General features: G+C 31.0%; 16 protein-coding genes. 12 read left to right on the top strand and 4 right to left on the bottom strand.

Annotated elements, in window-relative coordinates:
- The first annotated feature begins 8 nt into the window (after nt 1-8).
- Nucleotides 9-203 carry a hypothetical protein gene (locus tag BXQ17_RS05990; protein WP_077809745.1) on the top strand — a complete coding sequence of 65 codons (195 nt, stop codon included), beginning with the start codon at nt 9-11 and terminating at the stop codon, nt 201-203.
- 11 nt (nt 204-214) lie between these two features.
- Here BXQ17_RS05990 and BXQ17_RS05995 read toward each other — a convergent pair whose 3' ends face one another.
- Nucleotides 215-2,107, bottom strand: coding sequence for a SulP family inorganic anion transporter (locus BXQ17_RS05995; protein ID WP_077809746.1), 1,893 nt, complete (start codon nt 2,105-2,107; stop codon nt 215-217).
- Nucleotides 2,108-2,158: 51 nt separating this feature from the next.
- Nucleotides 2,159-2,755 carry an NUDIX domain-containing protein gene (locus BXQ17_RS06000; RefSeq protein WP_077809747.1) on the bottom strand — a complete coding sequence of 199 codons (597 nt, stop codon included), beginning with the start codon at nt 2,753-2,755 and terminating at the stop codon, nt 2,159-2,161.
- 7 nt (nt 2,756-2,762) lie between these two features.
- Between BXQ17_RS06000 and pyrE the strand changes: the two genes are divergently transcribed.
- On the top strand, nt 2,763-3,404 hold the full coding sequence (pyrE, locus tag BXQ17_RS06005) for an orotate phosphoribosyltransferase (protein ID WP_077809748.1): 642 nt from the start codon (nt 2,763-2,765) through the stop codon (nt 3,402-3,404).
- 14 nt (nt 3,405-3,418) lie between these two features.
- Nucleotides 3,419-3,808, top strand: a complete 390-nt coding sequence (locus BXQ17_RS06010) for an orotate phosphoribosyltransferase (RefSeq protein ID WP_077811368.1) — start codon at nt 3,419-3,421, stop codon at nt 3,806-3,808.
- On the opposite strand, the gene BXQ17_RS06015 is transcribed toward BXQ17_RS06010, so the two are convergent.
- On the bottom strand, nt 3,805-4,536 hold the full coding sequence (locus tag BXQ17_RS06015; RefSeq protein ID WP_077809749.1) for a biotin--[acetyl-CoA-carboxylase] ligase: 732 nt from the start codon (nt 4,534-4,536) through the stop codon (nt 3,805-3,807). The genes BXQ17_RS06010 and BXQ17_RS06015 overlap by 4 nt on opposite strands.
- An 87-nt stretch (nt 4,537-4,623) precedes the next feature.
- On the opposite strand from BXQ17_RS06015, the gene rsfS reads away from it, so the two are divergent.
- From rsfS to BXQ17_RS14505, 9 genes are all read left to right on the top strand, one after another.
- Nucleotides 4,624-4,992 (top strand): ribosome silencing factor, encoded by a 369-nt coding sequence (rsfS, locus tag BXQ17_RS06020; protein WP_077809750.1) that lies wholly within the window; start codon nt 4,624-4,626, stop codon nt 4,990-4,992.
- Nucleotides 4,993-5,012: 20 nt separating this feature from the next.
- Nucleotides 5,013-6,998, top strand: coding sequence for an ATP-dependent zinc metalloprotease FtsH (gene ftsH, locus BXQ17_RS06025; RefSeq protein ID WP_077809751.1), 1,986 nt, complete (start codon nt 5,013-5,015; stop codon nt 6,996-6,998).
- A gap of 21 nt (nt 6,999-7,019) precedes the next feature.
- Complete coding sequence (locus BXQ17_RS06030) at nt 7,020-7,604, top strand: LUD domain-containing protein (protein ID WP_077809752.1); 585 nt, start codon at nt 7,020-7,022, stop codon at nt 7,602-7,604.
- 1 nt (nt 7,605) lies between these two features.
- On the top strand, nt 7,606-8,400 hold the full coding sequence (locus BXQ17_RS06035) for a phosphatidate cytidylyltransferase (protein WP_077809753.1): 795 nt from the start codon (nt 7,606-7,608) through the stop codon (nt 8,398-8,400).
- Nucleotides 8,401-8,402: 2 nt separating this feature from the next.
- Nucleotides 8,403-9,059, top strand: coding sequence for a phosphatidylserine decarboxylase family protein (locus BXQ17_RS06040; protein WP_077809754.1), 657 nt, complete (start codon nt 8,403-8,405; stop codon nt 9,057-9,059).
- Nucleotides 9,060-9,064: 5 nt separating this feature from the next.
- On the top strand, nt 9,065-9,337 hold the full coding sequence (locus BXQ17_RS06045) for an acyl-CoA-binding protein (protein ID WP_077809755.1): 273 nt from the start codon (nt 9,065-9,067) through the stop codon (nt 9,335-9,337).
- Nucleotides 9,334-9,948, top strand: a complete 615-nt coding sequence (locus tag BXQ17_RS06050; RefSeq protein WP_077809756.1) for a YceI family protein — start codon at nt 9,334-9,336, stop codon at nt 9,946-9,948. Before BXQ17_RS06045 ends, BXQ17_RS06050 begins: the two co-directional genes overlap by 4 nt.
- A gap of 115 nt (nt 9,949-10,063) precedes the next feature.
- Nucleotides 10,064-13,549, top strand: coding sequence for a T9SS type A sorting domain-containing protein (locus BXQ17_RS06055; RefSeq protein WP_077809757.1), 3,486 nt, complete (start codon nt 10,064-10,066; stop codon nt 13,547-13,549).
- Nucleotides 13,550-13,567: 18 nt separating this feature from the next.
- Nucleotides 13,568-13,723 carry a hypothetical protein gene (locus tag BXQ17_RS14505; RefSeq protein WP_187661438.1) on the top strand — a complete coding sequence of 52 codons (156 nt, stop codon included), beginning with the start codon at nt 13,568-13,570 and terminating at the stop codon, nt 13,721-13,723.
- A 641-nt stretch (nt 13,724-14,364) separates the two neighbouring features.
- On the opposite strand, the gene BXQ17_RS06060 is transcribed toward BXQ17_RS14505, so the two are convergent.
- The gene (locus BXQ17_RS06060; protein ID WP_077809758.1) at nt 14,365-15,240 is read right to left on the bottom strand and encodes a TIGR01777 family oxidoreductase; all 876 of its coding nucleotides are present in this window, start codon (nt 15,238-15,240) and stop codon (nt 14,365-14,367) included.
- Between the last annotated feature and the right edge of the window lie 27 nt (nt 15,241-15,267).

Below are 15,267 nucleotides of genomic sequence, written 5' to 3' on the forward strand. Positions count from 1 at the left end.
AATTCAACATGAAAAAAGAAAAGCAAACATTATTTGCTATCTATAAAAACGACATTCATTTAGGAAATGAGAAGGGAAACAATTTAAAAGCTGCAATAAAAAAATATCTTATTGCAGCATTATTTAAGGAATCTTTAAATGATAAAGAATTCGTTTCTTCGTATTCAGGTAAAAAAGCAATTAAAGGCAACCACTTTTTATAGAAATGCCCCTCTTAAAACTTATACTCACCAAGAGGTTTCGGAAACTTCTCTGGGTTGGCAGCTAAGTGGTAACGAGGATCGTCGATACCTTCTTCGATAACTCCATCAAAAATAGGAGATGCTTTGTATAAAAGCACTTTACAATCTTCACTTAAATGCTTTAACGTAACTTTTTTACCCGCTGCTTGGTATTTTTCTACCAAAGCAAATATTGCCTCGATGGCAGAGTGGTCTGAAACTCTAGACTCTACAAAATCAATTTCAATGTTTTCTGGATCTGTTTTAATATCAAACTTATCATTAAAAGCAGTAATACTTCCAAAAAACAAAGGTCCCCAAATTTCGTAAATCTTTGTACCATCTGCTTTAAAACGTTTTCTTGCTCTAATTTTCTTAGCACTTGTCCATGCAAAAGATAAAGCAGAAATAATAACCCCTACAAATACTGCAATGGCTAAATCGAAAAACACCGTTACTGCAGATACAATAATTAATACTGCGGCATCCGATATTGGTATTTTCTTTATAATTCTAAAACTAGACCAGGCAAAGGTTTCTATAACCATCATAAACATAACCCCAACCAAAGCTGCAATTGGTACTTGTTCTATATATTTATCTGCAAATAAAATAAAGGTTAATAAAGTTAATGCCATCATAACACCAGACAAACGGCCTCTACCCCCTGCATTGATATTAATTACAGTTTGCCCAATCATACCACAACCACCTGTACCACCAAACATACCGCTTAAGATGTTACCAGCACCTTGCGCTACACATTCTTTATTACCATTACCTCTAGATTCTGTTAACTCGTCTACCAAGTTCATTGTCATTAGCGTTTCTATCAAACCAACAGAAGCAGCTAAAAAGGCATACGGCGCAATAAATTTTAAAGTGTCTAGATTAAAAGGAAGGTTGCTCCATAATTCTAATACATTTAAGTTTTTAGAAAGTTCTGCTATTCCGTTTAAGCCAGCTCCTCCTCCATCTCTAATAAAGTCTCCCACATTTATAGAACCTAAACCACTAAATATAGACACCAATGTTACGATTAAAATAGCGGTTAATGCTGCCGGTATTTTTGTTGTTAATTTAGGCAAACCCCAAACAATAAACATGGTTAACAACACCAAACCAATCATAACATACAGTGTTTTACCTTGCATGGTTGTTTTTACCACACCACTATCTTTTACAGTGTAAAAACCTTCTTTATCTGCATTATAGATTACCTTCTTTGTGTTGATATCAAAGACCTGACCTTCTGAAACTAAAAATGCGTCTTGGTTGGTATTTGCGTTTTTAATAGTACTACCTTCTATTGTAAACAGCACTGTGCCAGAAGCAAGATCTTTTACTTGATTATTTTCTACTTTATATACCAATTCTTTGGCAGTTGTTTTACGCATGTTTTGTCCGTAAACATCTTTCTTGTTTTCGGTAAACATACCCAATTGTGCCATAAAAATAACAATAGCCAAACCGTTTACAAACCCCATCATTACAGGGTGCGGAATTAACCTTACAAACTTACCTAGTTTAAACAAACCGGCAATTACCTGTATAACTCCCATTAAAACCACTGCTGCTAACAGGTAGAAATACCCCATATTTTCTACAGGTGTATCAAAAAGCAATCCTTTGGCGTGCCCTTCTTGTATCATATTTACAAAAATAACGGCTACAGCACCAGCTGCACCAGAAATTAATCCTGGTCTACCACCAAAAACAGCAGAAATTAATCCAATAACAAAAGCACCAAACAAGGCCACAATTGGGCTAATTTGCGCCACAAAAGCAAAGGCTACCACCTCTGGTATCATTGCTAAAGAAACCGTTATACCAGCTAATGCATCATCTTTTGCATTTGGCATTATTTTTTTGATAAATCCTGTCATTTTATTGTAGCTTTTTAGAAGTCGGCAAAGATAGAATGTTTTTTGAGAATATTACATATTTAGGTAAGTATCATAAACTAAAGCGATGTTTTTGTACGAATTTGTTAGCGCTATTGCTGCCTTTTTTTGATTCTTAAAAACAACCTTTGTAATGCCCTCTTCTAATTGTGGAGTTAAAGCGCCCGCATAGGTCGTTGTCATCAAATACCAAAAGGTTTCTTTTAATTTCATTCCGTTTTGAAAATAAACATGGTACGTAGTAAGTAAAGGTTGTACCAATTGCAAACTATCTATACCACATTCTTCTTCTACCTCTCTTACAGCAGCTTCTTCTACAGACTCGCCTTTTTCGATTCTTCCTTTAGGTAAATCCCATTTATCAAATCTGTAAATACACAATATTTCTTTGTGCGTATTTAAAACCAAACCACCGGCTGCAGAAACGATATTAAAAGTTTTTAAAAAAGCACGCCAACCTTCTTCTAAATTGGGCGTATAAAGCGTTATCCCCTTAACACTGTTACTTTTAAGTTTGTGTATAATTTCTTCTGTTACAGAATTTTTTAAAATATACAAAGGAAAATCTTTCTCTTTTTTTTGAGAAGATGTTACAATTATTGGCTTATCATTTACAAAAACTTTATACATTTGCGGTATGATTTTAAACAAAGATACGGCAAAAAAAACAGCTGAACTTTTACTACAAGTAAAAGCAATTAAGCTAAATCCAAGCGATCCTTTTAATTGGGCATCGGGTTGGAAATCGCCAATTTATTGCGATAACAGAGTAACGCTTTCATATCCTCCGGTTCGTATTTTCTTAAAAGAAGAAATTGCAAAAATTGTTGAGAAAGAATACGGTAAACCAGATGTAATTGCTGGTGTTGCAACGGGTGCAATAGCAATTGGTATTTTAGTAGCGCAAGAATTAGGTGTACCTTTTATTTATGTAAGACCAGAACCTAAAAAACATGGTAGAAAAAACCAAATTGAAGGGCATTTAGAAAGCGGACAAAATGTAGTGGTTATAGAAGATTTAATAAGTACTGGTAAAAGTAGCTTAAATGCAGTAGATGCTTTAAAAGAAGCGGGCGCTGTTGTTAAAGGTATGGTCGCTATTTTTTCTTATGGATTTGAGGTTGCGACAGACAATTTTAAAGAAAAGAACGTTGCACTTACTACGTTAAGCAACTACGACAACTTGTTAGAACAAGCTCTAGAAAGTAATTATATTTCTGAAAAAGAATTGATTACCTTGCACGAATGGAGAAGAGAGCCTAGTACTTGGAATCAATAAAAAAGATTAACAACATGAATATTACAGGAAACAAAGTTGTGATTGATAAATCGCAAGAAGAATTATTTAACTTTTTTAGCGACTTAAATAATTTTGAAAAAATAATGCCAGAAAACACACAAAAGTTTGAGGTTGATGGCGATTCTTTTTTATTTAGCTTACCAGGAATGCCAGAAATAAGATTGGTATTAAAAGAAAAAACTGAATTTTCTAATATTACCCTTGGTGCTGCTAGCAGTAAATTATCTTTTGCATTGGCTGCGGATATTGTTAAAATTGAAGATACTAAAAGTGAGGTTTCTTTAAATTTTAATGGAGATTTTAACCCAATGATGGCTATGATGGTAAAAAAACCATTATCTAAATTTGTAGATACTTTGACAGAAAATATCTCGAAACTTTAAAGTAAAGAAATTTCTTTAATGCCAAATTCTAAAATGGTTTCATCTTCTACTTCTACTTGAAGTTTACCATCTATAGAAATACCTCGAATTACACCCATAAACAAAGCATTTTTACTATCTTTAAACATAGTAGGAATGTTTTTTTTATGCAACACATGTAAATAGTCTTTTTCTAAAATCTTAAAATTATCAGATTCTAAAACTGCTATCTTTTCTTTCAACTTTAAAATAAGTAAATCTAAAATTTCTTCTAGATCATAAGGTTTGGGTCTTATCAGTATTAAAGAACTCGCTTTTTCTAAGTGCGCAGGAAAAACAGTTTGATTTACATTGAGTCCAATTCCGATTACAGAGGATGCTATTTTTGCCCCTTTTAAACTATTTTCAACTAAAACTCCGCAAATTTTCTTGTTTACTGCCAAAATGTCGTTAGGCCATTTAATGGTTACTTTCGGAATTTCTAAAGCTGTTAAAACTTGATAAATAGCTAAAGAAACTGCAAAATTCAAGTATCTTCTTTTCGAAATATCCAAATCAGAAAAACGAACAAAAACACTAAATATCAAGTTCTTATAAGGTTCTGAAACCCAAACACTGCCTTGTTGCCCACGACCATTTACTTGGTTATCTGTAACAACAACTGTGTAATTTTCTAGGACAGAATTAGATGCCATTTCTTTTAAAAAAGAATTGGTAGAATCGATGGCACTAAGTTTGATTATTTTCAAGTGTTAAATAAAGTGTAAACAAGTTCAATATTACATAAAATAGTCGCAAAAAAATAATAACTTTGCGTTTAAATTAGAAAAAAATTAATGACAAATAAACAAGTAAGTACAGATGATTTAATATCTGTTATAATTCAGGGAATTGAGGAAGTTAAAGGAGAAGATATTCAATTACTTGACTTACGCGAAATTGAAAATACCGTTTGCGATTATTTTATAATTTGCTCTGGTAACTCCAACACACAAGTAAAAGCAATTTCTGGTTCGGTTCAAAAAATGGTAAGCAAACAGCTAAAAGATAAGCCTTGGCACATAGAAGGTGAAAATATTGCTGAATGGATTCTAATGGACTATGTAAACGTTGCAGTACATATCTTTCAAAAACAAACAAGAGATTTTTATGACATTGAAGGTCTTTGGGGAGATGCAAAAATTACAGAAATAAAACCAGCTTAAATTTTTAGATTTTATAAAAAATGAACGAAAATAAAAAAGACAACAACACAAATACACCAAAATTTAAGTTTAACGCTTATTGGATTTATGGTGCGATTTTAGTATTACTAATTGGATTTCAGTTTTTTAGCAGTGGCGACTTAGCTACTAAAAGCATCTCGAAAAACGAGTTTAATGAGGTTTTAAGAGATAATGATATTTCTAAAATAATTGTAGTTAATAACAACGTCGCTCAGGTTTTTATAAAAGAAGAAGCTATTAAGAAAGAGAAATATCAAAAATTAATAAATTCTACATTTTACAGAAAAGGATCTTCTTTGTACGAATATAATTTTGGTGATTTACAAAATTTTGAAAACAGCTTACAAGAAGCTAAAAAAGAAAACGATTTAACTTTCGATTTAAAAAACGAAAGTAGAACAAGCATGTTAGATACCCTAATTGGTTTTTTACCTTTTATTATCTTAATTGCTATTTGGTTATTCTTTATGCGTAGAATGTCTGGCGGTGGTGCTGGTTCTGGTGGTGGTGGCCAAATTTTTAACATTGGTAAATCGAAAGCTAAGTTATTTGATAAAGACACGAAAGTAAAAACAACTTTCGAAAATGTAGCAGGTTTAGAAGGTGCTAAAGAAGAAGTACAAGAAATTGTAGACTTTTTAAAAAACCCAGAAAAATATACTTCACTTGGTGGTAAAATACCAAAAGGAGCTTTATTAGTAGGGCCTCCGGGAACAGGTAAAACTTTATTAGCAAAAGCTGTTGCAGGTGAAGCTGGTGTACCTTTCTTTTCGTTATCTGGTTCAGACTTTGTAGAGATGTTTGTTGGTGTTGGTGCCTCTAGAGTTAGAGATTTGTTTAAACAAGCTGCTCAAAAATCGCCTTCAATAATATTTATTGATGAAATTGACGCAATTGGTAGAGCTCGTGGTAAAAATAGCATGACAGGTGGTAACGATGAAAGAGAAAACACATTAAACCAATTGTTAACAGAAATGGATGGTTTTGGTACAGATACAAACGTTATTGTTATTGCTGCAACCAACAGAGCAGATGTTTTAGATAGCGCACTTATGCGTGCTGGTCGATTTGATAGACAAATCTATGTAGACTTACCTAATATTAATGAGCGTAAAGCAATTTTTGAGGTTCATATTAAACCTTTAAAATTAGCAGATGATGTAAATGTTGAGTTTTTAGCACAACAAACACCTGGTTTTTCGGGTGCAGATATTGCTAATATGTGTAACGAATCTGCTTTAATTGCTGCTAGAAACGGTAAAACTGCGATTCATCATCAAGACTTTTTAGATGCTGTAGATAGAATTGTTGGTGGTTTAGAAAAGAAAAACAAGGTAATTACACCAAAAGAGAAAAAAGTAATTGCTTATCACGAAGCTGGTCATGCAACAGTAAGTTGGATGTTAGAACATGCTGCACCCTTAGTAAAAGTAACTATTGTACCAAGAGGACAATCTTTAGGAGCTGCATGGTATTTGCCAGCAGAAAGGTTAATTGTACAAACAGAACAAATGTTAGATGAAATGTGTGCTACACTTGGTGGTAGAGCTGCAGAAAAAATCATCTTTAATAAAATATCTACTGGTGCTTTAAGTGATTTAGAAAAAGTTACCAAGCAAGCAAGAGCAATGATAACGGTTTATGGTTTAAATGAAGAAGTTGGTAATGTTACCTATTACGATTCTTCTGGAAACGATTCTTTTGTGAAGCCTTACAGTGATGATACTGCAAAAAGAATAGACCAAGAAATTTCTAAATTAATCGAGAATCAATACCAAAGAGCTATTGAGTTATTGGATAATAATAAGGAAAAATTAGCAGTTTTAGCAGAGTTGCTTTTAGAGAAAGAAGTTATCTTTAAAGACGATTTAGAAAAAGTATTTGGTAAAAGGCCATTTGAAGCATTAGATGCAGAAGTAAAAGTAGAAAAATTGATTGAAGAAGAAGCGAATGTTCCCCCAGCAGCAGAAAGCACTGAGGAATAATCTAATATTCGACAATTAAGAATGAATTTTTTAAAAAAGATATTTAACATACCGGTTAAAGAAGATAAAGAAATCCAAAGACAAGAAGTAAACTTGTCTTTGGATGATCTTTTTGTACATAATTTTATAGAAAAAGGTGGTAAATTTCTATATTGTTTAAAGAAAGAAGAGGTTTTAGAGAATCTAAAAAGAATACTTTCTGAAAACGATTGGAAAGAAATTTTACTAATAAATGACAATTTACGCAGATTTATAGACGAAGATAAAATTGCAATACACAGTAATTTTAAAAAATCGGTTCCTTTTCTTACTTCATGCGAACATTTAATTGCAGATAAAGGAGAAGTTTTATTTTCTTCCAATCAATTAAAGAGTACCAAGTTATCAGAATTATCAGAAAACTTTATTGTTTACGCCACAACTAGTCAACTAGTTAGAAACACTGGCGAGGGTTTAACAGGTATCAAAACAAACTCTAAAGATACTTTGCCTACAAATATATCTTCAGTAAAAAATTATGAGATCAATAAAAAAGATGATAATTTTTTAAATTATGGCAACAGTAATACAAAAAACTTATATTTGCTGCTGTTAGAAGATTTATAATATGCGCAACCTTTTAAGAAGGAGTTTTTCTGGAATCATATATGTTTTAATTTTTATATCTGCTATTCTTTTTTCTAAAGAATCTTATATGGCTTTAATTGCATTTTTTGGTTTTGTTGCCGTTTGGGAACTTTCAAAAATGATTCAATTAAAAAGTATAGGTGCTTATTTACTTTTTGGTTTTTCGCTATTTCTAATAATTAAAAGACCTTACAATTACGCTATTAGTATTATTTTGGCTATAAATATTGCATCTTCAATATTTTTAATTTTTCAGTTATTTAAAAAGAAAGAAATTAAATTTAAAACAGAAAGAGATAAACTAGGTTTAACAATAAGATATCTTATTTTTTCTTTTTGTTTCTTAATTTTATTACCTTTTGTAAATGAAGAGTATAGACCTTATATAATGATATCTATCTTAATCCTTATTTGGGTAAACGATAGTTTCGCTTTCTTGGTTGGTAAAAACTTTGGTAAAACAAAATTGTTTGTTTCTGTTTCGCCTAAAAAAACCATCGAAGGTTTTATAGGTGGTTTTGTGTTTTCTTTAGTGGCAGCATATTTTATTAGTCGATTAAACAACGATTTTTCTTTACTAAATTGGTTTATCATAGCTACAATTGTTTCTGTAATTGGTACAATTGGTGATTTGGTAGAATCTAAATTGAAAAGACAAGCAAAAATTAAAGACAGTGGTAATATTATGCCAGGTCATGGAGGTATTTTAGATAGGCTAGATAGTTTATTATTTGCGGCTCCGTTTGTATATTTGTATATTAACTTTATTATTTAAGTATGATTCGTTTTCATAAAGAAGGGTATAAAATTATTGTAATTGCTTTTATTTTATCTATTGCAGGTATTTTATTGGCAGATAAATTCATTGAAATTATTTGGCTTGTAAAAGTTATTCAAATAGCGATACTAATATTGCTTTTTACAGTACTTCAATTTTTTAGAAACCCTAAAAGAATTACCACTTTAGATGAAAGAACTATCATTGCGCCAGTTGATGGTAAAGTTGTTGTGATTGAAGAGGTAGAAGAACCAGAATATTTTAAAGATAAAAGATTACAAGTATCTATCTTTATGTCTCCAATAAATGTACACGTTACTAGATATGCAATGAGCGGTATAATTAAATACAGCAAATACCATCCAGGTAAATATTTAGTTGCATGGCATCCAAAAGCTTCTACTGAAAATGAAAGAACAACGGTTGTTATCGAAAACAATGTAATAGGAGAAGTTTTATACAGACAAATTGCAGGTGCTTTGGCTAAAAGAATTGTAAACTACGCAAAAGAAGGTGAAGAAGTAGTGCAAGGTACCGATGCTGGTTTTATTAAGTTTGGATCTAGAGTAGATTTATATTTACCAATAGGTACAGAATTGGCTGTAAAACTAGGTGATAAAGTAAAAGGAGGCACACAAATTGTAGCAAGAAAATAAATAATATGAATAGTGATTTAGACAAAGAGTTTAAAGAAGCTTTCATTAAAATATCTGAGCTTAAAGAGGCAGTTACACCAGATATTATGCTTAAATTTTATGCGTATTACAAACAAGCTAATTATGGAAGTAATTTACCTTTTGAAAACGTTTTAAATGTTAGAAATGCATTTAAATTAAATGCTTGGATGCAATTAAAAGGCATGTCTTCTAAAGAAGCAAAACAAGAATATATAAAATTAGCAAACGCAGTATTAAATAAAAAACAATCAAAATGAAAAAAGCATTTATTTTATTATTATTAGTTGCAACAAACATCAGTTTTATCTCTTGTAAATCTGATAAAACAACATCGAAAACAACACAAAAAGAAGACAATGCTAAGTTTTCTGTAAATAAAGCTGAAAAAGAAATTAATTTTACAGCATATAAATTTACAGAAAAAACACCTGTAGGTGGTCAATTTAGACAAGTAGATGTAATTTCTGGTGGAACTGGAGAAACGATTAAAGAAGCAATTAACAATACAGAATTCTCTATTCCTGTTAGTAGTATTTTTACAAAAGATTCTAGTAGAGATTACAAAATTCAGAAGTTTTTCTTCGGAGTAATGTCTGACACAAAATTACTTTCTGGGAAATTAAATATCGAAAATGACTCTATTGGTAGTGCAATGATTAAAATGAACGGGGTATCTAACAAAGTACCTTTTAAATACACAATTGTAAACAATACTTTTGCCATGAGTGGTAAAATGGACGTTAGTAATTGGAATGCCTTAGATGCTTTGGCTTCTTTAAATAAAGTTTGTGAAGCTTTACATACTGGTTCTGACGGAGTTTCTAAAACTTGGAGCGAAGTTGCACTAAACATCACTACAAAATTCTAGAAATTTGTAACGATAATTCAAAAAATATATTATATTTGGCTGTTAAATTTATGTTAACAGCCTTTTTTTTTGCGCTAACATAAACTTTAATTAACCTTTTTTACCCCTAAAATAAATGACTAAAAAAATTACCCCTAATTTTTTAAGGCATCTTCTTGCCTTAATTATTTTTTCACAATCATTAAGTTTCTTTTCGCAAAACAATGTTTATTTAAACGTAAACTGGCCAAGTTATTCAGGCGAAAATAAAATGGAGATTATCAATTCATCCAATCAAGTTGTTTTATCAATTGATGATAATTTTGGGAATGGAGCAGACACAAGTTTTTTAAATCAAAACTCCTCTGCTGTAAACCTTCCTAACGGAAATTATACCATAAGAGTTTATGATCAATATGGTGATGATTGGAACGGAACTGGGCCTTACGGAAAAGTTTTTGTAAATGGAGCTGAAGCATTTAGTTTCGACGGAAACTTTCCTAATAACGCCTCTGCTAACACAGCTATTCAGTTTGATTTTTCATTTGATATAGGCTTAGATGATGCATCATTTGCTTATCCAAATAGCAGTTATTCAATTTCGGACACTGACCCTACTCCTACAATTACCGGAGAAACTGGCGGTACTTTTACAGCAACAGCTGGTTTGGTAATCAATGCTGCAACAGGTGTTATCGACCTTTCAGAATCTACTATTGCTAATCATACAATAACGTATACTACAAACGATCCAGATCAAAGTAGTTCTCAGCAAAACATTACAATTAATTTTGCTACATCTCAATACCATAATACTTCAAAAAAATATATAGAATATATTCCTGGTACGATGCCTGTTATTATTTCGGCTCCTCACGGAGGTAGACTTACCGGCGGAGAATTAACTACTAGAAGTTGTGGTACAGGAGAAATGGATGATAACACAGACGTTTTAATTAGAGAAATTCAAAAAAAGTGTTTTGATGAATTTGGTGTATATCCTTATATAATCATCAATAATCTTAGAAGAAATAAACTAGATCCTAACAGAACTAAAAGTGTAGCAACATGTAATAATACAAGTGCTTACGAATACTTTGATGCTTACCATGATTTTATTGACCAAGCAAGTGCAGATGTGAATACTAAGTTTGGTAAAGGTTTATATATAGATTTACACGGACAAAGTCACTCGATACCAAGAATAGAAGCTGGTTATAATTTACCAAGTAACTCTTTTGATGAAGATTTAAATAATACATCAACTAATGCTGCAGAATTAGCAAGAGTAACCATCAAAAATTTAATTGAAAATAACTTACAAAATTTAACTTTTGAAGATTTAGTTAGAGGATCTGAAAGTTTTGGAGGTTTAATGCAAGTTACCGGAGGTGCTGAATATGCTGCTTTAGGACATGCAGGTTGTGGAAGAACTGAAGGATACAGAACTGTACCAAGTCATATTGGAAATGGTGGACAAGGTTCTTGTGATGATACGAATCCTGGAAGTAATGCTTATTTTGCCGGAGATTATTATAGTAATATAAGACATGGTTCTGGTAGTACAAGTAACGCAAACTCTGTTGTAGGCGGTGGTGGAACTGTAAACGGTGGTGGTGGTACTATTGATGGTATTATGACAGAAGTTAATAGAAGAGTTAGAGATTTAGGAAATGCTTACGCTTCTACTTACGGTGTTTCAGATTCTAGATCAGCTACAATTCCTTATTTTTCTAGAGATTACGCTAAAGTGTTAGAAAAATTTATCGATTTACATTATAATGATTTTTCTAATTTTTCTTATGATAACACTAGCTACTCTATAAACGGAGTTAATACAACTCCAACCATACAAGGAATTTTGGGTGGAGAGTTTTCTTCAACTTCTGGCTTAGACTTGAACACCGCTACCGGAGAAATTTACGTTGCTTCTTCTACCCCAGGAACGTATACAATTGCATATACTGCACCAAACGTAGGTAGTTTTTATAAAAAAGAAATAGAAATTACCATTAATACAGATGAAGTTACTAATGAGTTTACAGTTACTTCTGGTAATTGGTCTGAACCTTCTAATTGGAGTTTAAATAGAGAACCCATAGCAACAGATAATGTTTTAATTCCTTCTGGAAATACTGCATATTTAGATGGCAATCAAAAATTGATTAATGATATTAGTGTAGAAGGAAGCTTAACTATAAATTCAGATAGATCGTTAACGGTTGCTGGTAATTTAGATAATACAGGTAACTTTACAATAGCATCTGGTGCATCTTTAATTGTAAATGGTACCGCAACTGGTAACCTGGTTTACAATAGAAATATTGATGGAAATAAATGGTATTTAATAGGGTCTCCACTAGCAGGACAGACTATTGTAGACTTTGCAAACAATCACCCAAGTATTGCTAAAGGATCTGGATCTGGAACGGATAGAAACATTGCTTTGGCTCCTTTTGACAATTCAAAAGCAAATTCTTTAAGATGGTCTTATTATAAAGTTGGTCAAGTTGATGAAATTAATGGTGATGATACTGCAGATTTGTTAGCTCCAGGAAAGGGTTTTACCACTAGATTAACTTCCAACGGAACTTTAGCCTTTACAGGTACAATAAATACCGAAAATGTAGCAAAAACGGTAACTCAAGGTACAAACTCTTTTAACTTGGTTGCGAATCCTTATACTTCTTATTTAAGTAGTGCCGATTTCTTAACTCAAAATTCTGGTGTAGGAAAAAGTTTAAAAACACAAACTTTATGGGTATGGAATCAAAATTTAAACGGAGGATTAGGTGATTACGATACAAGAGTAACTGTTCAAAATTTTGAGATAGCACCAGGACAAGCCTTTTTTGTTGAAGTTGAAAACACTAATGATATCAATTTTTCTGCGGCTGCACAAAGTCACCAAAATACAGATACATTCTTAAAATCTGAGAGACCAGAAATTAAATTGAATATTACAGACGGTACAAATATTAAATTTACAGAAATCTATTATATAGACGGTACAACAACAGGTTTTGACAATGGTTATGATGGAGAAATCTTTAACGGAGTTAGCTCTAATTTTCAGGTTTTTAGCGGTTTAGTTTCTAAAACTGATGAGAAAAAATTAAGTATCCAATCTTTACCTAATAGTAATCATGAAACAATGATTATACCAATAGGAATTAATGCAAAATCTGGAACAGAAATTGAATTTTCAACAGAAATTAAAAACCTACCAGCTGGTTTAAATGTTTATTTAGAAGACACATCTAAAAATACATTTACAAAATTAAGCGATAGTAACAGCAAACATAAAATTGTTTTAGAAGAAGATTTAAACGGAACTGGTAATTTCTACTTACATACTAGAGCCAAAGTATTAGCTACAGAAACAGAAGTTTTAGATAACGTATCTATTTATAGTTCTAAAGGTAAAGTAACTATTAATGGTATTGTTAATTCTGATATTAACTTATCGATTTTTACGATTCTTGGTAGTAAAGTTTACAAGACAAACTTTACATCTAACGGTAGATCAGAAATTACATTACCAAAATTATCTAAAGGAGTTTATCTTTTACAAATAAAGAGTAGCACAAATAAAATCACAAAAAAAATAATTTTAGAATAATCCCTATACATTCAATAAATGGAAAATAATAAAGACATTACAAGAAAAGAAGCCATAAAAAAAATTGGTAATTATGGTAAATATGCTGCTTTAACTGCTTTAGGAACCTATATGATTTTAAATCCGCAGAAAGCACAAGCGCAATCGCCAGAGCCACCTGGTGCAAACTTTTAAAACAATTTTTACTCATGATTTTTAAAAGTCTAATAAGCCCCAGATACTTTTTAAAATCATAAAGAGAAAGACGAACTTTATAGTTCGTCTTTTTTTTTAAAATATTATTTTAGAATAACTACTAGCTACGAAATTGATAATTTTTAAATGTTTTTTTATGAATAAATTTATTGCTACCCCCAAAAAAAAACAAAAAGATAAATTATAGGGTGTTTTTCCTATATTAAATAATTAAACAATCAAAAATTAACATACTAAAGTAGGTTAAAAAATAAATCGAAAACGTTTTCGATTTTCCGCAAACGTTTTCGATTTATTTTTTTTTTTTTGATTCATAAAACTGTAATAATTTTACATCGTAGAAACAAAAGATAATCAAAAAATTAATTAAAAAAACTCTATTAAAAACCCCCATGTTAGACTATAGAGATTTCAAATGAAGCCCTAACTTCATTTACATAAATCCCCTAGATTTTATTACCTATAAATTATACCCCCATATATTTTATAGGTTATAAAAACAAAAAAGACGAACTTATCAGTTCGTCTTTTTACTTTAAACTACACCAAACATAACATTCCCCCAAACGTTACATTTAATATATCATAAACTTAATTTATATAAAATAAGCTTGTTTTTATTACATTTTACGCAATGCTTTCTCTAAACTTTCAAATTTAAATTTAAAACCAGTATTTAAAATTTTACTACTAGATAATCTACTACCTTCTAAAAGGATAACTGCCAACTCTCCGAAAACTAATTTTAACAAAAAACCAGGTACGGCTATTGGTAAAAAAGGTCTACCAATAGATTTTGCTAAAATTTTAGAAAAAGACTTACTTGTGTGAAATTCTGGAGAAACGGCATTAAAAACTCCTTCAAAATTATCTTCAACAGATTTTAAATATAAATTACATAAATCTTCGATATCAATCCAAGACATATATTGATTTCCAGAACCTAACGGAGAAATTATAGGTGTTTTCATTTTTTCTAACGCACCACCTTTTTTAGACAATACAATACCTGTTCTTAATATTGTTACGGGTACATTTAACTCTTTAAATTTATTTGCCGCATTTTCCCACTTTAAACAAACCTCTCCTAAAAAATCATCTCCAGATTTATCATTTTCTTTAAAAACATTATTCACTGTTTTTGCTCCGTAGTAATTACTACCCGAAGCAGAGATAAAACCTTTTAATTGAATATCTAATTTTTTAATCTTATCGAAAAGTAAATTTGCAGTCTCTACCCTACTCTCAATAATAATTTGTTTTCTTTTATCAGTCCATCTTTTATCTGCAATACCAGCTCCAGCTAAATGAATTATATAATCGATATTTGTCAATGCTTTTTCATCAACGAATCCATTAGAAATATCCCATTTAAATTCATTCTCATTTGAAGGATTTCTGCTAAGAATTCTTACTTCATGATTATTAGCTAGTAAAACTTCTGTTAATTTACTACCAACTAAACCTGTACCTCCTGTAATTAATATTATAGACATTCGACAAATATATAGAATTTTGTTTAA

Source organism: Polaribacter sp. BM10, from assembly GCF_002005425.1.
GTDB lineage: Bacteria > Bacteroidota > Bacteroidia > Flavobacteriales > Flavobacteriaceae > Polaribacter > Polaribacter marinaquae.

Coding starts and splice junctions, on each gene's coding strand:
- BXQ17_RS05995 (WP_077809746.1), bottom strand. CDS start 2,107: ATGACAGGATTTATCAAAAAAATAATGCCAAATGCAAAAGATGATGCA.
- BXQ17_RS06010 (WP_077811368.1), top strand. CDS start 3,419: ATGAATATTACAGGAAACAAAGTTGTGATTGATAAATCGCAAGAAGAA.
- BXQ17_RS06035 (WP_077809753.1), top strand. CDS start 7,606: ATGCGCAACCTTTTAAGAAGGAGTTTTTCTGGAATCATATATGTTTTA.
- pyrE (WP_077809748.1), top strand. CDS start 2,763: ATGATTTTAAACAAAGATACGGCAAAAAAAACAGCTGAACTTTTACTA.
- BXQ17_RS06030 (WP_077809752.1), top strand. CDS start 7,020: ATGAATTTTTTAAAAAAGATATTTAACATACCGGTTAAAGAAGATAAA.
- BXQ17_RS06055 (WP_077809757.1), top strand. CDS start 10,064: ATGACTAAAAAAATTACCCCTAATTTTTTAAGGCATCTTCTTGCCTTA.
- rsfS (WP_077809750.1), top strand. CDS start 4,624: ATGACAAATAAACAAGTAAGTACAGATGATTTAATATCTGTTATAATT.
- BXQ17_RS05990 (WP_077809745.1), top strand. CDS start 9: ATGAAAAAAGAAAAGCAAACATTATTTGCTATCTATAAAAACGACATT.
- BXQ17_RS06050 (WP_077809756.1), top strand. CDS start 9,334: ATGAAAAAAGCATTTATTTTATTATTATTAGTTGCAACAAACATCAGT.
- BXQ17_RS06040 (WP_077809754.1), top strand. CDS start 8,403: ATGATTCGTTTTCATAAAGAAGGGTATAAAATTATTGTAATTGCTTTT.
- BXQ17_RS06045 (WP_077809755.1), top strand. CDS start 9,065: ATGAATAGTGATTTAGACAAAGAGTTTAAAGAAGCTTTCATTAAAATA.
- BXQ17_RS14505 (WP_187661438.1), top strand. CDS start 13,568: ATGGAAAATAATAAAGACATTACAAGAAAAGAAGCCATAAAAAAAATT.
- BXQ17_RS06000 (WP_077809747.1), bottom strand. CDS start 2,755: ATGTATAAAGTTTTTGTAAATGATAAGCCAATAATTGTAACATCTTCT.
- BXQ17_RS06060 (WP_077809758.1), bottom strand. CDS start 15,240: ATGTCTATAATATTAATTACAGGAGGTACAGGTTTAGTTGGTAGTAAA.
- ftsH (WP_077809751.1), top strand. CDS start 5,013: ATGAACGAAAATAAAAAAGACAACAACACAAATACACCAAAATTTAAG.